Below are 21237 nucleotides of genomic sequence, written 5' to 3' on the forward strand. Positions count from 1 at the left end.
AGCCCGGACAGCAACAAAACTCTGTTATATATTTAAAGAAAATACTTCCTCCAGAAAACACTGTTTTTCTTCCGCCTGGCGAACGGAAAGTTTCAGCTTTTCCACGCATTTTTCAGGCAGCCACGACTTATTTGACCGGTAATAACTCCCGGCTGTCTTCCAGAATTTTTCCGGGTAGGCGAGAAAAAGTCCCAGATATTCCCTCTCCTCCGGACAGACCGGACGCTCTTCCTCATATGCCTCGAGAAGCTGCTGTCCTGTTTTTCGTTTCCAATGATGTTTTTCCATTGCCTTTCTCATAAAGTAATACAAGTCATGCATTTGGATATCTGAACACATATGTTCAAATCCTGTCACCGCCAGCCCCTGCTTCAGGACCAGAATATTGTGGTAATTATAATCTCCGTGTACGAGGGTCCCCCGCCGCATGCAGCCTGCATACAGCTCCCCGCACCCGGATCCCTCCATCTTCTGCCGGACCCTCTCAGCCATACCGTACATTTTCTCAAAGCTTTCAAGATAAAGGTATTCGAATTCATTCTTAGCCACCCGCCCCCGGATAAAAGAACGCACCTTTTTCAGCTCACGGTTATGGCGCACGATCTCCTCCAGCGGGCTCCTTTTCCCCGGAAACGGAGCAGGCAGCGGCGCAGAGTCCTGTCCGGCGGAAACAGCATCCAGCTCCCTGTGCAGCCGGCCAAGCTGCGCAGCCGCGCGCAGGAGTTCTCCTTCCTGGCGGATATCGCATTCCCGTCCCTGATACCATCGTTTCAGCATATATACAGTCCCTTCTCTCGAAGTGACAAGCAGTTCCCCATCTTCTGTAAATACAGGAGTGTCAACTTTTACGTTTCCACGCTTTTCGATCCGGCTGAGCACCTCATATAATAAAGGGGCACGCCGCGCTGATATCTTCGTCTCCTTCAGCAGCATCGTCCCCTCATTTGTATCGCAAAAAAACGCACCCCTTATCCTTCGGGTGCCTTTTACTTCTATATTATACTGTTCCAATACTTCCAGCTCATATTCCTCTCTCATAGCCGCCCCCTGTCAGACACTCTTTGATCATAACAGCCCGGTGCGCCCCGCCGTTTTCCCTCTCCGGCAGGGGCACGCCTGAACTGTTATTCTAATCTATGAGAGAGTCGGCCCGAGTATGATTACCGGCCTGTTTTTTCTTTTACATATGCGCAGAGTATTTCTTTTTTATTTCTCTCCGGGTCATCGATCACGTATTCCAGCAGCTCGCTCAGCATACTGCCCAGTTCTCTCCCTGGCTTCATGCCCAGATCCATGAGTTCTCTCCCTCCGACCGCCAGCTGTCTCAGAGTGACGCATTCCCTGTTCAGCAGCGCCTGCTGGTAGAGCTGTCTCATGGCTACGATATTCTCGATCTTTTCCCTGCGTCTGTATGTGCTCTGCGCCTTGGCGTCCGCCATGCGCACCGCGAGATAATAGGGGAACAGCTCTACGCCGATCCGGTTCATCGCGCGCCGCACATTCTTCGGCGTCGCTTCCACACGGTAATCGTGATAGCACACGAGCCTGGACACTTTTTTCACAGTGTCATTGTCAAACTTCAGCCGCCGCATGACCTTTCGGGCGATCTCTTCGCTGACCAGGGCATGGCCTTTAAAGTGGTCCCGCCCATTCTCATCTGTAGTGCGCATCGCCGGTTTCCCCATGTCGTGGAACAGCATGGTAAGGCGGAGGATCTTATCCCGCTTTACATTCTTCAGGGCTCGCAGAGTGTGCTGCGCCACATCGTATTTATGATGGGGCGTATTCTGCTCCACTCCGACCATGGCATCCCACTCCGGCAGGATCACCTTGGTGATCCCCAGCTCATATGCATCCTGGATCCGCTCCGGATGCGGGGATACGAGGAGCTTGACAAGCTCCGCCTGGATCCGCTCCGCGCTGATCTTTTCCAGAGTGGGGGCAAGCTCCCTCACTGCCTGGGCGGTCTCTTTCTCGATGGGGAAATTAAGCTGCGCGGAAAAGCGCACCGCACGCAGGATCCTCAGCGCATCCTCCGAGAACCGCTCCCACGGATCTCCAACGCACCGGATCAGGTGGTGGTTCAGGTCCTTCATCCCCCCGAATACATCTACCAGCCGCACCTCATCATTATAGGCCATGGCATTGATCGTAAAATCTCTGCGCTGCAGGTCCTCTTCCAGCCGGCTTGTAAAATGCACCTCCTTGGGATGCCTTCCGTCCTCGTACGCCCCGTCCACACGGTAGGTCGTCACTTCAAAGGAATCCTTTCCGATCAGGACTGTGACCGTCCCGTGCTCGATCCCTGTGTCCACAGTCCTGCGGAAAAGCTTCTTGATCTCTTCCGGCCGGGCGGACGTGGTGATATCCCAGTCTTCGGGCCGTCTCGCCAGGATAGAATCCCGCACGCACCCGCCCACGGCGAATGCCTCATACCCGTGGAGCTGCAGATTATTAATGATCATCGTCACTTTTCTTGGCAATGCTATCTTCATGAGTAAACTACCCTCTTTGCTATCTCTTCTTCTCTCTTATGACAGGTAAATATTATAACCTGTTTTCTCTGGCTGCTCAACCATTTTAATGCAGACTCCAGCCTTTTGTCATCATAAAAAGCGAACACATCATCCAGGATCAGCGGCACAGGCTCCTCCAGCAGGATATCTGCCGCCGCCAGGCGCACCGCAAGATAGATCTGCTCGACCGTCCCGCGGCTCAGGCGCTCTGCCGGGATGTTTCTGACGCCGTCCCACACAGACAGGTGTCTCTCCCCGTCCATACGGAGAGACTGGTATGCTCCATCTGTAAAAGCCGCAAATATCTCCGACGCTCTCCTGTTGAGGATCCCAGCTGTCTGGTCCCCCATCTCCGCCGCCGTCTTTTCAAGCGTCTCCGCCGCCAGGGCGAGCGCCTGCTGCCGCCTGCGCAGGATCCTCAGTGTATCGCTGTCCCCGCACTCTTCGCACTGTTCCCGCAGGTTCGCGCAGCGGATCTCTTTTTCCTTCCAGGCGGACCGGATATGGTCCATCTCTCCCTGGATCCTTCTTGCCTCTGCCTGATTTTTATCGCTTCCTTCTGCCCGGCTTTTCCCGTTTCCTTCTGTCTTCCTCTGAACTGCTTTCTCCCCGGGGCGCACATCCTCTGCCCCCGCGCCGCTCCGCCTCGCTTTCACAGCCGCAGCGGTACCGGCAGCCAGGAGCAGGATACCGACTGCCATGACCACAGCGGATACCCCTGCGAAAGGCGCTGACGGAAGAGTGTGCACGGCATTTTCAAGGAACAGGCTCCACAGGAAGCCCACTGCACCTGCCAGCACTCCCACTGCTCCCATACGGATCAGGTTCCCCGGTCCGGACACGCTTTCCTTACGCCCCGCGGTCCCGGTCTGCTGTCCCTCGTCCCGCGCCGCTTCTGTTTCCTCAGGATTTCCCAGCTTTTCCAGCTGCCCTCTCTTTTCCTCATATTCGTCCTGGAGCGCCCGCATATCCTGCTCCAGATACCGGCATTCCAGGCGGACTTTCTCCTGTTCTTTCTCCCGGGCGGCTTCCTGCTCCCTGACTTCCCGTTCCACGCTGCGCTGCCTTTCCTTCAGCAGACGGAATGCCGCCGCAAGATCGATCTCGCCGCTCCCCGTCTCAAAGTAATTGGCCGCGCGGTTTTCCAACGCCTCATAAAGCTCCTGCCCCGGCCGGGCCTGGAGCTGTCCCACAGACACAGTACTGTCAAAGAGCACCGCGGACATTCCCCCCAGCAGCATGTCCAGATCGCCGTGCTCCAGGGATAATTCCTCCCCGTCATCCTCACAGACAAGCGACGCCCGCTGCGCCGCCCTGGCAAAGCTGCGCTCCAGCCTGAAATTGCGCCCTCCGCATGTAAAACGCATGACACCGGCATAGGATCCCGGATCGTCCCACGGCTCATAGCGGGTAAACGCATCCCTTGCCGCAGCGCGCCCCCGCCCCCGTTCCAACCCGAAAAGCATGGCGCGGATAAAAGCATGGAGGGTGGATTTCCCGAATTCATTTTCCCCGGATATGACCTGCACGCCATCGTTCAGATAAAAGTGGCGTTCTTTAAATTTTCCGAAATTTTTGATATATAATTCTCTGATGACCATGCCTGCTCCCTCTCACCTGTATCTTCCGCCGGCTTCTCCGCTCTCTTCCGCCGTTATCCGGCAGGACCCCTGCCGATGAAGTCTCCGCCTCATTCTCGCCCTGCCAGGATCGCGTCGATCCCCTCACAGAGCGCCTCATATTCAAGGCTTCCTTCCCGGCAGCCTGCGAAGTGTGAAATATACTGCCCCAGGAGATTCTCTCTGTTTTCCTCCAAAAGCCGCGTGATATCATACGCCGGACAGGTCTCATCCGCCACTTCCAGTATATTTCCCATCCCTGCGATCCTTTTTGTATCAAATATGATATCCGGGCTTCTTTTTCCTATTAAAGTTATTTTGTAAATATTATTATTTCCTTGTTCATCTATGTATTGTCTGATTCTTTCTCTGACGCTTCCTTCTGTATCGGATCCGTCCACGTCGAGTTCCAGATGTATGTACTCTCTTTCGGCACAGGGGATCCACTGCGTCCTGACTACCGCCTTCGAGGCCTCTCCTCTGATGTACCCGTGCGGCCCTGTGTCATTCCGGTCCACAGGCTCCAGCGCCCCCGCATAAATGATCCTGTCTTTTTCCAGTGCCTGAGGCTTATGGATATGCCCCAGAGCGATATAGCAGAATCCTGATGACGCCAAAACCTTCCTGTCGATCGGGATATGCTTCTGGTCGCCCCCGTGGGCGAGGAGTATCTCTATGGGCTCCGCCCCGGCCGGCGCTGCCCCGTCATACAGAGGCTCACTGATCTCTCTGCTGTGATAGCTGAGCCCGTACACAGCAGTGCCCAGTTCAGGGAAATCAACATATTCCAGATTTCTCCCAAAAAGCGGATACACATTCTCACTCCACCTGAAGGTCCTGTAATAGGAATCCCGCCGGATATAGTCGTGGTTCCCCGCTATGAGCACTACCTTTGTGTGAGTCAGCCGCGAAAACAGATAATCCACTTCCCTCAGCTCCCTGAGCAGGGGCTGGCGGTGGAACAGGTCCCCCGCTATGAGCAGCAGGTCCGTCCGTTCTTCCTCGCATACGCGGATCACATGTTCAAAAGTATCCCAGAGCTCCTGCGGCCTGTTCTCACTGTAAAGCGGGCCTGCATCCGGCTGCGCGCCCAGATGCACGTCCGCGATATGGATAAATCTCATTCAGCACCTCCTGTCCGCCGGAAAAGGGACAGGGCGCCACATCTGAAATGTCACGCCCTGCCCTCTGCCTTTGTCCGCGTGTTTCCCGGACTATGCACATCATTCTTACAGATTATAATTCACAGTTATTTACTGTCCTCGGGAACGGGATCACATCACGGATGTTTGACATTCCTGTCAGATACATCACACACCGCTCAAAGCCGAGCCCGAATCCCGCATGTCTCGTGGAGCCGTACTTTCTCAGGTCAAGATAGAAATCATAATCCTCTTCCTTTAATCCCAGCTCATTCATACGGTTCAGGAGCTTGTCGTAGTCGTCCTCCCTCTGGCTTCCTCCGATGATCTCACCAATCCCCGGTACAAGGCAGTCCACTGCCGCGACTGTCTTTCCATCATCATTCTGCTTCATATAGAAGGCTTTGATCTCCTTCGGGTAATCCGTGACAAATACCGGGCGCTTATAAATCTGCTCTGTCAGATAGCGCTCATGCTCTGTCTGGAGGTCGCATCCCCAGGACACTTTATATTCGAATTTGTCATTGTTCTTCTCAAGGATCTCAATAGCTTCCGTGTAAGTCACCCTCGCGAAATCAGAGTCCGCCACATTGTTCAGCCTGTCCAACAGCCCCTTGTCCACAAAGGAATTAAAGAAGTTCATCTCCTCCGGCGCGTTCTCAAGCACATAGCGGATCACATATTTGAGCATTGCCTCCGCCAGATCCATATCATCCTCCAGATCCGCGAACGCGATCTCCGGCTCGATCATCCAGAATTCAGCGGCATGTCTCGTTGTGTTCGAATTTTCCGCACGGAATGTAGGACCGAATGTGTAGATGCTGCGGAATGCCTGGGCATATGTCTCGCCGTTCAGCTGCCCGCTCACGGTCAGGCTGGTCTCTTTCCCAAAGAAATCCTTTGTATAGTCCACGGACCCGTCCTCATTTTTCGGGACATTTTCCATATCAAGGGTAGTCACGCGGAACATCTCTCCCGCTCCCTCACAGTCGCTCCCCGTGATCAGCGGAGTGTGCACATACACAAATCCTCTCTCCTGGAAAAACTTATGGATCGCATAAGCCGCCAGTGAACGCACGCGGAATACTGCCTGGAACGTATTCGTCCTGGGGCGGAGATGAGAAATCGTCCTGAGATATTCGAAACTATGTCGTTTCTTCTGCAATGGGTAATCCGGAGCTGAAGCACCCTCAACCTGTACTTCATCCGCCTGGATCTCAAACGGCTGCTTTGCCTGAGGCGTCGCTACCAGAGTCCCGGTCACGATGACCGCTGCCCCGACATTCAATTTGGAAACCTCAGCAAAATTCTCCATCTTATCGTGATATACAACCTGCAGCGTCTCAAAGAAAGAGCCGTCGTTTAACACCATAAAACCAAAAGTCTTTGAATCACGGATGCTGCGCACCCAGCCGCCGACCGTCACCTTCTGGTCCAGATACTGTTCTCTGTTCTTAAATAATTCCCGAATCGTCGTTAATTCCATATCTAAATAACTCCTCCGTTGTTGATTGTCAGTATTGACATTATAACACTGTCCGTCAAGACCGTAAACAAAAATATCTTTCAGGCAAGATCAGCCTCTCTCTGCTTTTAAAGCAGAAAACAAGAATACCGCAGGGTCATCTCTTACAGATGATCCTGCGGTATTCTCTTTCAAGAGGCGCAGATCGGATTTGAACCGGTGATCAGGGAGTTGCAGTCCCACGCCTTACCACTTGGCTACTGCGCCTTGAGTATGAGCACTTAGCGGCTGTCCTTTAGACGCTACGTGCGAATGACCCCGACGGGAATCGAACCCGTGTTACCGCCGTGAAAGGGCGATGTCTTAACCGCTTGACCACGGGGCCATACACAGTCACTGCCGAACAGTGACCGCTGATTATATTACCATACATAAAAAACAATTGCAAGCACTTTTTTGTTTTTGCCCTTTTCGCCTTTTCGCCCTCTTTTATATAGGCTTTAATAAATCCCATAAAGATCTTTCATCTTTACGGATTTTCGACACCCTGTTATATTCATGCAATGCATTAATTAAAGTATGCATATCCGAAAAATACTTATGGACAAAATCGTAACTTTTAACATTTTTATATTTTAGTTTATTTTTGCAATATACACTGGGCTTTTCACCTGAATTTTTGAATTCTTTATATTTTCCTTCGTTACAAATAATAAGCATTTCAATTTCCGGAGCGGTAACAACATTAACAACATCAACCTTTTGTTTATAAACTTTGCTCAATTTAAAATTCTCGCTCCTGGAATCCAAAATCCGATAAACAGTAATCTTTTCAGAAAAAGATTTTTTCAAATACCTTCTTTCAAAATCTCTCGCGCTGCGGCATCTAAGCAATTCTTCTTCCAGTAAATCCTCTCTTTCAAAAATCAGTCTATGGTCGTCCAACAGCAGATCCAATATTGCTCTCTCGGCTCCGCCCTCACAGATACACGCTGTATATTTTTCCATCCCAAGCCTCCTATCTTATCGATATAAGAGCCTTTTTCAAAGCAATATACGATTCATATGCGGGCACAGTTCCTTTTAGAAAATCACTGTCATATATTTCACTTTTTTTTATGTCATTTCTCTTTAAAATATTAGACAGATTATCCGCTGTAATCCCCTCTCTGTTTCTGACAATATAAATACTGTCATTCCTTTCGAATTCATCCAGCAATTCGGAATAGTGAGTAGAAAAAATAAGGGTTGCGCCTTTTTTATTAATTTTTTTATCCATAAAAAAACGTATTAACGTCGCTACAATTTCTTTATTAAAATGGTTTTCCAGTTCATCGACGAGCAAATATCCGCCTTCTATAAAGGCAAACACTGCTCCCATAAATATGCTGAGCCCCTTTATCGTTCCTGAAGAAAGGTACTTGTTCAACTCTAATAGACTGCTCAGACTAATTTCGTTCTTTCCATAAAATTTCAGTTTAATATCAACCTTTTTTTCATTTGGCCGGCAAACCAGATATTCAATACTCGGATCCAAAAAAGTCAAAAGTTCTTTTGGATATCTTCCTAAAACGTTCAGCATATTATGATCTGTAAATTCTGACATATCATATAAGGAAAAATTTGCATCTTGCTTTTTATTTAACGCAACTATAATACTGACATCTTCCATTAGATACTCTTCATTATTATTTCTCTCTGTCTTCAGATCGGAATCCCTGAAATTATAAAGGCTTTTTTTTGTTTTTATACGATGAACTGCCTTAGACCACAGCGTTTCATCCAAAATGACAAATTTTGTGCTTCCATCAGTCATGTTTTCTTTTTTTCCTATATTTGTCTTTAATTTATACACAATACCTTCATGATAAAAATATACCGAAAAAGTTACTTTCTGACTGCTGTCAATATCATCAATAATTTCATTTGATGATATATTATTTACCGGCTTATTATTGAGTAATTCTATAACAAAAGAAATCGCTTTCAATATTGTCGTTTTCCCAGATGCATTAATACCGATAAAAGAGATTGCTGGATTCGTATAAATATTAGAAAAAATATTAGACAGCTGTTCTCTGTCGTCATCAGCCACTCTCTGTTGCGCAACAAAATCGATATTTAAATCATACTGAAAATGTGGCAGACCTTTAATTGATATTTTTAATATTTTCATGACGTCCTCCAATTTTATTATCGTTTATCTCGTATTTATTTTTTATTATATAACCGCATTTTTGGTATTTCAACTATTATTCCCGTTATATCCGTAATTATTTCAAAACCAGAAAACATTCCCACAAAATCTCCACAAAATTCTTCTGTCTTGTACCGTAAAAGTATATGTTCTCAGATTCTCCGCCTCCGGTCCATCATCCTGCAGAATACCACCGCCGCCCCCGTGCTCACCATCGTCGCCAGGATCCCCGCGCCGATGATCGCAGCCGGATCAGGGCTCCCATACTGGCTCCGGTAAGCGATCACATTCATGGGAATAAGCTGGAGCGAGGAGATATTGATGATAAGGAAGGTACACATCTCATTGCCCGCCACTCCCTTTTTCCTCACCGGGCCCGGCGCCCTGCCTGCCCTTCTGTCGTCCTCCAGCCTGCCCAGCTCTTCCATAGCCCTGAGCCCTGCCGGAGTCGCCGCCCACCCGAGCCCGAGAAAATTGGCGATGAAATTGGTCGTAATATGCTCTTCTGCCTTATGCCCTTCCGGCATACCAGGGAAAAGGAACCGCACGAGCGGTCTCATCTTCCGCGACGCCATCCGTATGATCCCCGCTTTTGAGGCAATCTCCATGATCCCGGTCCAGAATGCCATCACCCCGATCATGGTAATGCACAGTGTCACTGCCTCTTTTGACGAATCCAGCGCCGCATTGGTGATATCCTGCATCCTCCCGTTAAACGCCCCGAACACGATCCCCACAAGGATCATCCCTGCCCACAGATAATTCAGCATCTAATAACCTCCGCCCATCTCCCACATATAGTCTTCCACGATCCCAAACGGCGCAGGCCCGACTTCCAGCACTGCTTCGTGGAATTCTTTCTGGGAGAACTCCTCCCCCTTTTCTTCCGCCCAGTCCTTTTTCAGTTCCAGGAATTCCACATATCCGATGTAGTATTTCAGATAATTCGCAGGCGAACCGATGATCAGCTCGTAGATCTCTTCCACAGTATCCGCGTCCGTGATCCCGTAATTCGAAAAGAATGCGATCGTATCCATGCGGCTCCATCCGTCATAATGGATCCCTATATCCGCGAGCGCGTACAGCCCGAGGATGACAGAGCTGTTCTTCTGGAGGATGACCGCCTGCTCCTTTGACAGCGGCGTCAGGTAATAGCTCCCCATCTCCGCGTAAGTCGCCCATCCCTCCACATAGCCGCCGAAATCCATCAGGCTGCGGATGGGATCCGGATCCGTGCTCTCGTAGAAGACTGTCTGGTACAGGTGCCCCGGGTAGCCCTCATGCGCCAGTGTCGTAAAGAGTGTCAGATCATTCCCCATATGCCCCTGATTGATATAGATCACATTTTCTCCGGTGTTGTCGATCGCAGGGATCATATAGAAAGCCGGGCTTAGATGCTCTTCCATCTCCTCGGGCACATATTTGACTTCCAGTTCCGTCTCAGGAGCCTCCGGGAACGTCCTGCTGATCCCCTGCTTCAGATGCGACAGGATCAGTTCCGCGCTCTCCTGCCCGATGGATGCTGCGGCTTCCTCTGCCTCGCCATAGCTGATGCCAAGCACCTGCTCCATCGCTTCCAGGTCATCCGAGATCTGCCTTCTCGTCAGATCCTTCATTTCATCCACAGAGCGCTCAGAACCTGTGGACTGCTCTGCAAGCAGCTCATAATATTCTTTCCCCTGCGGCAGGAAGACAAGCCCCTTTTCATTCTTTCCGCTGCCCTTCAGATCTTCCACTGCTGCGGTCAGCTTTTCATACGCCGGAAATACATAGTCCTGTATCACCAAAGCATTATCCTGTATATATTCACTTTTTTCTTCTTTTGTCAACTCTTTTATTTCTTCTATCCTGTCAGCAAATGTCGAATACAGATAATTTCCATCTCCCATATCAAGGAATGCGCGGCACTGCCCGATCACTGTATCCGCCGCATAACCCGCCATAAAAAGGCCGGCTTCTGATTTTTCATTCTCAAAACGGATCAGGCTGTCAAAATACTCCCCCGTAGTCTTCATGAGCGCCAGATAGTCATCCACATCCCGGCGGTCATAGAACTGATACTCCGACAGGACTACCGGAAGCTGTGTCTGCACGCCGCTGACCAGTCCCAGAGGCTCCTCATACAAAAGATACTCCGCGCTCTTATCCATATTTTTTAGCCGGTAATCCAGCACATCATATGTAAGCCTGTTCTGCGTATCCAGATCATCATAAGAAAACCCGAGGAGCGACCGGCGCATATTTTCCGATGCCGCCTTCACCGCTTCCTCTTCAGCATCAAAACTGCCAAACGTTACAGGCGGGTCCTCGATCCCATACTCCTCCGGATCTTTCAGTGTATAGTGCAGGTTTACCGTATCAGACGCAGCTTCCCGGCAGAACAGTTCCCGTGTATATTCGCGGAATCTTGCATTCTCCCCGTCCGCCCCCACGCGCGCCCTGCAGCCGCATACCGCAAGGCCGGCGGCAAGGCTCAGCGCACCGAAGATCCGGAGAGCAGACTTTTTTCGGTACGGATTAGTGGATTTTATGTAGTGAGACCTCAAAGACAGCATAAAAGCTCCTGAAATTCCTTTACTCCATCCTATGAAACCGCTCCTGCTGATATTCATAAGCCGCCCCACCCGCGCGTCTCTTCCCTGCCCTCCCCTCCTTTAAGACAGGAGCTTTCATCCATCCGGCAGATATTTTTCGCCGCCCCGGCATATACTCTGGATAGATCATCTTTGCCGCGGAGGTGCGCCCCTTGCAGATCCTTCTCTATATTTCAGATTTTATCGTCCCCTTCATCGTACTGGGTATCGTAACCTACGCTCTCCTGGTCGGTGTCAATGTATACGAAACATTCATCAAAGGAGCGAAGAGCGGCTTTCTCACCGTGATCCGGCTGATGCCTACGCTGATCGGGCTGATGGCTGCTGTGGGGATCCTGCGCGCCTCCGGTTTCTTGGACTTCCTTTCCTCTGTAGTCGGACAGTTTTCCTCCTACATCGGATTCCCCGGAGAGCTCGTCCCTCTCACAGTCGTAAAGATGTTTTCCTCCTCCGCTGCCACCGGGCTGCTCCTGGATGTGTTCAAAGAGTTCGGGACAGACTCGCGCCTGGGGCTGATCGCCTCCATCTCCATGTGCTGCACTGAGACCATTTTTTACACAATGAGCGTCTACTTCATGACCGCCGGGGTAAAACGCTCCCGCTACACACTGGCAGGCGCGCTCCTCGCCACTTTTGCCGGGCTTGCCGCCAGCGTCTTCCTCGCCGGCGCAATGTCTTTGGGATTGTGAGAGGGCAGTGTTTGTGCTAAAATAAAAAAGGAGTCAGACAGCGCTGACTCCGGCAATTCGACACATGGAGGTGTTTTTATGGCAAGCGTGACATTAGAGCACTTGACAAAGACCTATCCAAACGGTTTTGTATCCGTAGACGATGTCAGCCTTTCCATAGCGGACGGTGAATTCGTTGTTTTCCACGGTCCGAGCGGCTGCGGGAAATCCACGATCCTGCGCATGATCGGCGGTCTCGAAGATATCACATCCGGACGGATCTATCTCGGAAGAGACCTGCTCAACGATATCCTGCCCCGTGACCGGCATCTGGCAATGGCATTTCAGAACTATACTTTATACAAGCATTTTAACGTATATGACAATATCGCCCTGGGACTGCGGCTGCGTAATCTCCCCCGTACGGTGATCGACAGCCGCGTCAAAGAAGCGGCAAAATTCTTCGGGATCACGGATGTCCTTGACCAGAAGATCCGGCTCCTCTCCGCTTCGGACAGGCAGAGAGTCGCGCTGGCGCGGGCTGTTGTATTCCACCCGAAGGTCCTTCTCGTGGATGAAGATTTTGCCCACCAGGATCCGGAGCTGCGCGTGGAGATGCTCGGGGATATCCTCGAGATCAACGAGGAACTCGGCATCACCGTCCTGTATGTGACCAACAAGCAGGAAGAAGCCGCAGGGCTGAAGAAAAAAACTGTTTTCATGAAAGACGGAAAAATAACAGACATCAGATCTTCCTGATGTCTGTTTCTTTTTCCGCTCCTCCCCGCCTCAACCGCGGTTAAGGTAATTATAGATCTCTCTTTTCTGTACTCCCCGGTCTTTCGCCGTCCGTTTCATCGCTTCTTTTTTATCGATCCCCTGCGAGAGGTAATGCTCCATATGTTCCTCGATGCTCATATCCATCCACCTCTGCCGCTCTTCTTCCTCTGCCTCCCGGCGGGTGAGCCCCTGTACCACGATCACGCATTCCCCTTTGGGCGGGGTTTCCTCATAATGCGCGGCAGCCTCCGGAAGCGTAGACCGGTATACCGTCTCATGGCGCTTTGTCAGCTCTCTGCACACACTGACCCGGCGCTCTCCCAGCCGTTCCGCCAGTAGCTTCAGCGTCTTCACAAGGCGGTGCGGCGCCTCATAGAGGACGATCGTCCTCTGTTCCTTCTCAAGCGCATCCAGCACTGCCTCCCTCTCCTTCTTATCCGACGGCAGAAACGCCTCAAAGGCAAACCGCCTCGTAGGAAGCCCGGATATGGTGAGCGCTGTAATGCACGCAGCCGCACCCGGGACCGCTGTCACTGTGATCCCTGCTTCGTGGCACATCCCCACAAGCTCTTCCCCCGGGTCAGAGATCCCCGGCGTCCCGGCGTCCGTGATCAGAGCGATATCCTTCCCTTCCAGCAGCTTTTCCACCAGCTTTCTGCCCTTATCGTATTTATTGTATTCGTGATAGCTGGTCATGGGCGTCCGGATGTCAAAATGATTCAGAAGCTTCACACTGTTGCGCGTATCTTCCGCGGCGATCAGGTCAGCCTCCTTCAAAACGCGCACCGCCCGGAACGTCATGTCCTCCAGGTTTCCTATGGGTGTTGCGCACAGATATAACGTCCCTGCCATTTTTCCTCTCCTCCCGCTCACTCTGCAGCCCGGTCCCCGGACTGATCCCGCGGACTGTCATATATGATGATAGGCGGCTCCACCGTCACTCTCGGCTTCCCGCTCCTCACGCCCTCTACGAGTACCATAGAAGGCTCTTTATCAATATACGGATAGACAAACTGTATCCGCTTTGGCTCGATCTTATAGTAGTTCATCTTGATCATGATCTCTGTCAGGCGGAAAGGGCGGTGGATCATATAGAAACGCCCTTTGTCCTGGAGGAGGCGCATGCTCTCCCGCAGGATGTCGTCCAGAGAACACAGTACCTCGTGCCGCGCAATCGCCCTGGCGTCATCCGGGCAGCGCAGCCCGTGGTCCGCCAGCATATAAGGCGGGTTCGTGGTGATCACATCAAAAAAGGCCGGCTTAAATATCTCCGCCGCCTCTTTGATATCCCCTGTCACGATCTCGATCCGCTCCTCCAGATTGTTGTAACGCACGCTCCTGCGTGCCATATCCGCTGTATCTGCCTGTATCTCGAGCCCTGTGAATCTTTTTCCCTTTGTCTTCGCGGACAGCAGGATCGGGATGATCCCATTCCCCGTCCCCAGGTCAAGCACCGTCTCCCCCGGCTTCACTCTGGCGAAATCCGAGAGAAAGACCGCATCCACGCCGAAGCAGAACTTCTTCGGATCCTGGATCAGCTCCAGCCCGTTAAGCTGAAGGTCGTCCAGGCGCTCCCCCTCTTTCACCAGCGATCTCCGCGTATCATTTGTCATTTAACTTTGACGCTCCTTCTCCCTTTTCCAGCGCAGCCAGCTTCTTCATCTCTTCCCTGGAGACCTTCTGCTTCTTCCTGCGCGGCCTGAATTTCAGGTCATCCGCCTGATATTCGCGTATCTCTTTCTCATCATTCTCCAGATTGACCACGACTTTCACCTGCCTGCGCAGCACGCTCAGGGAATGCACCACCCCTGTCAGCCCGTCCTTTGTCGTAACCGTATCGCCCACGGACGGGAGCTGGCTGTTGAGCACCTCGTAAGTCTCCTCTTCATTCGTAAGGCAGCACATCAGCCTCCCGCATACGCCCGAGATCTTTGTCGGGTTCAGGGAAAGATTCTGCTCTTTCGCCATCTTGATCGATACCGCCGAAAATTCCGTCAGGTATGTGCTGCAGCACAGCGGACGGCCGCAGATGCCGATCCCGCCCCGGATCTTCGTCTCATCCCTGACCCCGATCTGCCTGAGCTCGATCCTGGTGCGGAACACTGCCGCCAGATCCTTCACCAGCTCGCGGAAATCGATCCTTCCGTCCGCAGTGAAATAAAACAGGATCTTATTTCCGTCAAACGTGTATTCCACATCGATCAGCTTCATCTCCAGCTTGTGCTTGCGGATCTTTTCCAGGCAGATCTTAAATGCCTCTTTTTCCTTTTGCTTATTCTTTTCGACCGTCTTCCTGTCCTGGTCGTTCGCAGGACGGATCACGGACTTTAAGGGCTGTACGACCTCTTCGTCCTCCACTTCCCTGGGACCGCTCACGACCCGCCCGAATTCTACGCCGCGGGCAGTCTCCACGATCACATTGTCGCCCTGCTTTATATCAAATTTCCCCGGAGCGAAGAAATAGATCTTCCCCGCTGTCCGGAACCTCACTCCGATCACTTTCGTCATTTTGTCAGTTCTCCTTTATTGTCAGTAAGAGCAGTTCCATCGTCAGCTCGAAATTGACATTCGCTTTCATCCTGGACTTTGCTTTCTCGATCCCGTCCAGTATATTCTCAATGCCCTCATAAGAACTCCTGCTCGCCCGCTCCCTGATATATCTCATCTGGTCGGAAAATACAACACGGTCCACACTTTTTGTCGCCTTATAGATCAGCACATCCCTGTACCAGATCGCGATGATATCCAGGTAATCATTGATCTCCAGCTTGTATGTCATGCACCGCTTCACCGCTTCCATCAGATCCGGCACGGTCATATCGTCGATATTCCGGAGCAGGTGGACCGCCTCTTCTTTGATCTCATTGAAATACTCCGAATTCGCGAGCATGATCGCCTTTCCCATATTTCCCTGCGCAAAGGCAACGCACACATCCGCTTTGTAATCCGGGATCTCCATATGCTCCATGAGATACTTCTTCACAAGCTGATCCTTGATATTCCTCAGCTTCATCATCACGCACCTGGACCTGATCGTAGGCAGGAGCGTATCCGCATTCTCCGTAAGGAGCATGATCACCGCGTACTGCGGCGGCTCCTCGATCGTCTTGAGGAGCGCGTTCTGGGCCTGTACGCTCATCAGGTCCGCGTCCGCGATGATGTAGATCTTATACTTACTGCTGTAAGGACGGATCACGATATCGTCATTTACCTGCACGCGGATATCATCCACACTGATCGTATTCGGCTTCTCGTGGGTAACCCGGATAATATCCGGCTGGTTGCCGCTGAGAGCCTGTCTGCACGACTGGCACTTCCCGCATGCATCTCCGTCTTCGTCCCTGTTCTGGCACTGAAGGCTCATGGCGAACAGATTGGCGAGCAGTTTCTTCCCTGATCCCCTCTCGCCATTCAGGATGTATGCGTGGGAGACCGCGTCCGCAGTCACTGCATTCTGGATATATTTAATAATATTTTTGTGTCCTACAACATCTTTAAAACTACTCATATCTATCACCTGCCATACATAATTTCCCCAGAGGGAACACCCGGACCGCCTGATCCTGTATACACCCTATTGTACTACATTTCCCGGGCAAAAGGGTAGACTTTTTTAGTATAGCACATACTTCCTCAAAGTCATACCCTTTCCGAACTTCGGATATAATCTTCTATTTCCTCCAGGCATGCAGCCAGATCCCGGTTCTCAAATCGTCTCGTGATCCCTGCCCTGCCCAGTTTTTCCTCGGAAAAATCTTCCTCATCTGCCTGGAACCTCCTGCACAGCTCCGAATACTTTGGTTCTGCCTGTCTGCGTTCCCTCTCCACTGCCCTCGCCAGGCGCAGCCCGTCCTCCACCTCGATATACACCGGGAGCAGCTTCTCCTCCCCGAAATATTCTCTGAGCGCCCGGTAGGATACCAGCGTCCCGATCACGAGATAGTCATGCGCATCCAGGTCGATCTGGCCGTCATCCGCTGTGAAATACGTCCACACCCCGCACCTGGTATTATAGGAACGCACTTCGATCACCTGCTCAGCCTCCTGCATCTCGCGCAGCCGCTCGTCATCCACAAAAAAATACTCCACGCCGTCGCGCTCCCCCTCCCGGATCGGACGGGTCGTGTAAGGCACGATCGTTCGGAACCCGGGATGCCGCTCCAGCAGTTTTTTATAGACTGTATCCTTTCCGGAAGAACTCTTCCCCATCACATAATAAATCCTACCCATCTGTCAGCACCTCGATCTTTCCTCTTGTTTTTGTCCCTTCAATATGCAGTCCGGCATTGCTGTACTGCCGCAGCCGCTCTGCTGTTCCGGCGGATACCCTCTCTCCCGGCACTGTCAGCGGGATGCCCGGGGGATAGATATAGGCATATTCCAATGCCACCCTTCCCCCGCATTCCTCAATGGGGATACACTCTCTGTTTTCCAGGGCAGCGGCCTGTCCCGGCGTATAGGCCTGTTCATTTTCCACAGCTTCACTATACCAGGCTTCTCCCTCTGACATTGCAGTGCAGTCCCCGTAAGAATGATTATTGCGTCCTGCTTTCGAATAATTTCTTGCATTCTTGCTATGTTTTGCAAGTTTCCCATCAACCTCATTTAGAGCGGACACCAGCCGTCCCAGTCCTTCCTTTGTGTCAGCCGGAGATGTCATGGCAATGATGTAAGAAGCCGATGCCATTTCCATCTGTAGGAAATATTTTTCACTTAATAAGTCATATAAACATTTTCCAGTAAACTTTTTATTTTCTTCAAAGCATCCTGCTGTAGAGACTACGATCTTGGATCTGTCATACCGCTCTGTCTCTGTCAGCTTCAGCCTCTCAAGCCCTTTCAGCCGTTCCCTTGTCTCCTCCAGAAGCGCTGCATACTGTCCAAAGACTTCTCCCGCTCTTTCTTCCAGCATGCGGATACACTCGTCGATCCCTGCCATCAGTACATAAGAAGGGCTGCTGGACTGGAGCATATGCAGATACATGCGGACCCGCTCTCTGTCCGCCCGGATCCCGTTCATATGGAGAAGCGCTGTCTGCGTCAGCGCAGGCAGTGTCTTGTGCAGGCTGTGGATGACGATATCCGCACCCAGCACATTTCCATTTTCAGGGAACATGGGATGGAAGCCGAAATGCGCGCCATGGGCTTCATCCAGGATCAGGATACCCCCTCTCCTGTGGACAGTGTCTGCGATCCCCTTTATATCTGATACTACCCCATCGTATGTAGGCGAGGTGATGACTGTCACCCTGATATCCGGATTTTCATCGAGCAGGCGTCCCACCTCCCCGGGTGTCACTTCATCATTCAATTCTGTCCCATCCAGCATCCTGGGATATAGATATACCGGCTCCAGTTCATTCATCAGTGCCGCATTATATACCGATTTATGGCAGTTGCGCGCCATGAGGATCCTCTCTCCCCGCCTTGTGCTCCCGAGCACCGCGCTCAGGAGCCCCACAGTGCTCCCGTTGATCAGATAATGTGTCTCCTCCGCGCGGTACACGGACGCCGCCCGCTCCTGCGCTTCCTTCAGTATCCCCCCGGCATGGTGCAGGTCGTCAAACCCTTCGATCTCCGTAATGTCAATACCATAGGGCAGGTCCGCCCCGGTCAGCCGGGCGCTGCGCTTATGTCCCGGCATATGGAAGCCGTAAAAATCCGATGCCGAATAATCCTTCAGTTTTTTATATAAAAATTCCATTTCTCCGCTCCATATTTCTGGTCTTTCCCCATTTTAACATACGTTCCTGCGCCTGACCATTATCCTTCTTTTAGAATTATTAACGTGCTTTTTATAGAATCAACACATATTGTACACAAATCCCGGTTATATTATAGGCAAATAAAGCAGAGATGCTTTTTCACATATATTTCCTCTTTTCTCAGCCGGTGATCTCATCCCGGCTTTTTTTGATGCAGCAGCTCTTCCCGGCCGCCCGCAGTCTATCCTGCTGTTTCTGTCAGCTCTGTGTGCGCCTGGTCCAGAATGTAAACAAGGTTATCGAGCAGATCCAGTCTCCCATAAGCATCGCTCAATATAACGAGCACATATGGATGCTCACCTTTCATCACGATCCCCGCATCATTCTGCACATTGTAATAAGAACCCCTTCCCTCACCGATCCATCCTCCCTTTGAATAGACCGTATACTGTCCTCCCAATGTCTCAGATATGGCAGAGGACAGTGTATCCGTATATATATTTATAATGCCAGCCAGGCTTCCCCCTGACACAACACGGTCATACATATGGCACCAGAGCTTCGCAAAATCTCTCGCCTTTACTGAAGTATACCATTCCCCGGATATGACAAAATCCTCACATCCGATCCCTGCTGCCCAGTCATTAAACTCTGTATAACCATATGTTGTGATCAGCTCCCCATAAGCATCATTGCTTGACCATGTGATCGTATTTTGGATCGTTCCGTATAAAAAATCCATTGTCTGCGGATAGTCCTCAACAAGCCATGCGACATACGGTCCCTTGATCGCACTGGCGCTGTAATACATCTCGTCCGCATGATAACTGATCCCGCCCCCGCTGTTCAGGTCATACAGCATAAAACCAGCCGTATATCCCTCAGCAGCAAACGCATCCAACCCAGCACGTATTTCTCCCTCCAAGGCATCTACATCCTGCTGATCTCCCTCTGTCAGCCCGTCCCATGTGACCGTCAGGTCCGAGCTGTCCGCTGTCATGATATTCTCAAAAGGGATCTCCGCCTCTTCCGGGATTTCTTCGTCCTCTCCCGCAGCAACCGTCTCCTCTGCCGCATACAGGCTGTCAGCCGCCCCGGATACGCGCTCTGATATCCCTGCCTCTCCTTCAGCCATACTGCCTGTCCCCCTGCTGCCGTCCCCGCTGTATACGAAAAACGCAGCGGCCGCCGTAAGCGCTAAAACAAGAAAAAGCGGCACATCTGCCTTCCCGCAGGGCAGCCCCGGCTTCTTCTTTTCGTCTGGCTCCAGATACTTCATTACTAATTCCCTTTCATTATGCCTGCGGCAGATATTCATAGCCGTTACTCATCTTTTCAATCCATCCCGGATATTAATTTTAACATAAATTTTCACTTACGGACAATACTCAGACATAGAACCTTAACATTTAGCCCGGCACTCACTTTTCCGGATGTTCTTCAAACAATTTTGCAATATTTTCTTTAAACGGCGCCCGTATCACTCCATGCTCTGTCACGATCCCTGTGATCAGTTCATGAGGCGTCACGTCAAATGCAGGGTTATAACACTTCACCTCCGGGAGAGTTGACGGCTCCCTGTAATACTTGCTCTTGATCTCTTCCGGATCCCTCAGCTCGATCGTGATGTCATCGCCGGTCGGACAATGAATATCGATCGTAGATGTCGGTCCCAGCACATAAAACGGAATGTGATAATACTGCGCCAGCACCGCGACCACACTGGTCCCGATCTTATTCGCCGCATCTCCGTTCGCCGCGATCCTGTCACATCCTACCAGGCATGCATTGACCCAGCCATTTTTCATCACAAGCCCTGTCATATTGTCACAGATCAGTGTTACATCCACACCAGCCTTCTGGAGCTCATACGCTGTCAGCCTTGCCCCCTGGAGAAGGGGTCTCGTCTCATCCGCGAACACATGGAACTCCATCCCTCTTTCTTTCCCGAGGAGCAGAGGACCGAGTGCGGTCCCATATTTCGATGTGGCAAGCGGGCCCGCGTTACAGTGGGTAAGGATCCCATCGCCATCTTTCAGGAGCGACAGGCCGTGTTCAGAGATCGCCCTGCACATCTCCACGTCTTCCGCCTGGATCTTCCGGCTCTCAGCCAGAAGCAGATCCTTGATCTCAGCCACAGTTTTCTCTCTGTTGTTTAATACCACACGCTCCATCCGGTTCAGGGCCCAGCTCAGGTTCACTGCTGTCGGCCGCGATGAATCCAGGTAATCCTTTTTCTCTTTAAATTCTCTGTAAAAAGTATCAAAATCCTCTGTGTCGATCTGCCTCGCCAGCACATAGATCCCATACCCCGCACAGATGCCGATTGCCGGAGCGCCTCTTACTTTCAGCCTGAATATCGCTTCATAGATATCTTCTGCATTGTCAAGTTCCAGATATTCTTCTACATTCGGAAGTTTCTCCTGATCCAGGATGATCACTTTTGTTCCATCATCACTCAGCTTTACATTTTCTGCCTTCTTTGTTAACTCTGTCAACCGCTTCACAACCTTTCTCTTTACAGTCAGCATGCTTCCGTATACCAGCATAT

19 protein-coding genes and 2 tRNA genes are annotated in these 21237 nt (G+C 51.2%); 2 read left to right on the forward strand and 19 right to left on the reverse strand.

Going from position 1 to position 21237, the window contains the following annotated elements; all coding sequences use genetic code 11:
• Positions 1 to 24 precede the first annotated feature (24 nt).
• From B5G27_RS07585 to B5G27_RS07635, 11 genes are all read right to left on the reverse strand, one after another.
• The gene (locus B5G27_RS07585; RefSeq protein ID WP_087178321.1) at positions 25 to 1038 is read right to left on the reverse strand and encodes a CotS family spore coat protein; all 1014 of its coding nucleotides are present in this window, start codon (positions 1036 to 1038) and stop codon (positions 25 to 27) included.
• A 122-nt stretch (positions 1039 to 1160) separates the two neighbouring features.
• Positions 1161 to 2495: a CCA tRNA nucleotidyltransferase gene (locus tag B5G27_RS07590; RefSeq protein ID WP_087178322.1), complete on the reverse strand. Its 1335-nt coding sequence runs from the start codon at positions 2493 to 2495 to the stop codon at positions 1161 to 1163.
• On the reverse strand, positions 2492 to 4117 hold the full coding sequence (locus tag B5G27_RS07595; RefSeq protein WP_087178323.1) for an ATP-binding protein: 1626 nt from the start codon (positions 4115 to 4117) through the stop codon (positions 2492 to 2494). Before B5G27_RS07595 ends, B5G27_RS07590 begins: the two co-directional genes overlap by 4 nt.
• 89 nt (positions 4118 to 4206) lie before the next feature.
• On the reverse strand, positions 4207 to 5259 hold the full coding sequence (locus tag B5G27_RS07600) for a metallophosphoesterase family protein (protein WP_087178324.1): 1053 nt from the start codon (positions 5257 to 5259) through the stop codon (positions 4207 to 4209).
• A gap of 112 nt (positions 5260 to 5371) precedes the next feature.
• A complete protein-coding gene (gene asnS / locus B5G27_RS07605; RefSeq protein ID WP_087178325.1) occupies positions 5372 to 6763 on the reverse strand; it encodes an asparagine--tRNA ligase in 1392 nt (463 codons plus the stop codon).
• A gap of 175 nt (positions 6764 to 6938) precedes the next feature.
• Positions 6939 to 7009: transfer RNA gene (locus B5G27_RS07610), tRNA-Cys, on the reverse strand.
• Positions 7010 to 7055: 46 nt separating this feature from the next.
• Positions 7056 to 7127, reverse strand: a tRNA-Glu gene (locus B5G27_RS07615).
• Positions 7128 to 7231: 104 nt separating this feature from the next.
• Positions 7232 to 7750: a hypothetical protein gene (locus B5G27_RS07620; RefSeq protein ID WP_087178326.1), complete on the reverse strand. Its 519-nt coding sequence runs from the start codon at positions 7748 to 7750 to the stop codon at positions 7232 to 7234.
• A gap of 10 nt (positions 7751 to 7760) precedes the next feature.
• Positions 7761 to 8918: an AAA family ATPase gene (locus B5G27_RS07625; RefSeq protein ID WP_087178327.1), complete on the reverse strand. Its 1158-nt coding sequence runs from the start codon at positions 8916 to 8918 to the stop codon at positions 7761 to 7763.
• Between the two features lie 173 nt (positions 8919 to 9091).
• On the reverse strand, positions 9092 to 9709 hold the full coding sequence (locus B5G27_RS07630) for a nucleoside recognition domain-containing protein (protein WP_087178328.1): 618 nt from the start codon (positions 9707 to 9709) through the stop codon (positions 9092 to 9094).
• Entirely contained in the window at positions 9710 to 11494 is a 1785-nt protein-coding gene (locus B5G27_RS07635) for a DUF885 domain-containing protein (RefSeq protein ID WP_087178481.1), read from the reverse strand. It abuts the gene before it with no gap.
• A gap of 191 nt (positions 11495 to 11685) precedes the next feature.
• On the opposite strand from B5G27_RS07635, the gene B5G27_RS07640 reads away from it, so the two are divergent.
• On the forward strand, positions 11686 to 12222 hold the full coding sequence (locus B5G27_RS07640) for a spore maturation protein (protein WP_087178329.1): 537 nt from the start codon (positions 11686 to 11688) through the stop codon (positions 12220 to 12222).
• Between the two features lie 78 nt (positions 12223 to 12300).
• A complete protein-coding gene (locus tag B5G27_RS07645) occupies positions 12301 to 12960 on the forward strand; it encodes an ABC transporter ATP-binding protein (protein ID WP_087178330.1) in 660 nt (219 codons plus the stop codon).
• Between the two features lie 30 nt (positions 12961 to 12990).
• On the opposite strand, the gene rsmI is transcribed toward B5G27_RS07645, so the two are convergent.
• The 8 genes from rsmI to mtnA all read right to left on the reverse strand — a co-directional run bounded on the left by rsmI (position 12991) and on the right by mtnA (position 21193).
• Positions 12991 to 13833, reverse strand: coding sequence for a 16S rRNA (cytidine(1402)-2'-O)-methyltransferase (gene rsmI, locus B5G27_RS07650; RefSeq protein WP_087178331.1), 843 nt, complete (start codon positions 13831 to 13833; stop codon positions 12991 to 12993).
• Positions 13834 to 13850: 17 nt separating this feature from the next.
• Complete coding sequence (locus B5G27_RS07655; RefSeq protein WP_087178332.1) at positions 13851 to 14594, reverse strand: tRNA1(Val) (adenine(37)-N6)-methyltransferase; 744 nt, start codon at positions 14592 to 14594, stop codon at positions 13851 to 13853.
• A complete protein-coding gene (locus B5G27_RS07660; RefSeq protein ID WP_087178333.1) occupies positions 14584 to 15489 on the reverse strand; it encodes a PSP1 domain-containing protein in 906 nt (301 codons plus the stop codon). Before B5G27_RS07660 ends, B5G27_RS07655 begins: the two co-directional genes overlap by 11 nt.
• A 4-nt stretch (positions 15490 to 15493) precedes the next feature.
• Complete coding sequence (gene holB, locus B5G27_RS07665; RefSeq protein ID WP_087178334.1) at positions 15494 to 16489, reverse strand: DNA polymerase III subunit delta'; 996 nt, start codon at positions 16487 to 16489, stop codon at positions 15494 to 15496.
• A gap of 131 nt (positions 16490 to 16620) precedes the next feature.
• Positions 16621 to 17211, reverse strand: a complete 591-nt coding sequence (locus B5G27_RS07670) for a guanylate kinase (RefSeq protein ID WP_087178335.1) — start codon at positions 17209 to 17211, stop codon at positions 16621 to 16623.
• Positions 17204 to 18685 (reverse strand): aminotransferase class I/II-fold pyridoxal phosphate-dependent enzyme, encoded by a 1482-nt coding sequence (locus B5G27_RS07675; RefSeq protein ID WP_087178336.1) that lies wholly within the window; start codon positions 18683 to 18685, stop codon positions 17204 to 17206. Before B5G27_RS07675 ends, B5G27_RS07670 begins: the two co-directional genes overlap by 8 nt.
• Before the next feature lie 242 nt (positions 18686 to 18927).
• On the reverse strand, positions 18928 to 19965 hold the full coding sequence (locus B5G27_RS07680) for a serine hydrolase (RefSeq protein WP_162611216.1): 1038 nt from the start codon (positions 19963 to 19965) through the stop codon (positions 18928 to 18930).
• Positions 19966 to 20107: 142 nt separating this feature from the next.
• The gene (gene mtnA, locus B5G27_RS07685) at positions 20108 to 21193 is read right to left on the reverse strand and encodes an S-methyl-5-thioribose-1-phosphate isomerase (RefSeq protein WP_330399013.1); all 1086 of its coding nucleotides are present in this window, start codon (positions 21191 to 21193) and stop codon (positions 20108 to 20110) included.
• Positions 21194 to 21237 lie beyond the last annotated feature (44 nt).

The sequence above is a fragment of the Lachnoclostridium sp. An76 genome, from assembly GCF_002161355.1.
Lineage (GTDB): Bacteria > Bacillota > Clostridia > Lachnospirales > Lachnospiraceae > Mediterraneibacter > Mediterraneibacter caccavium.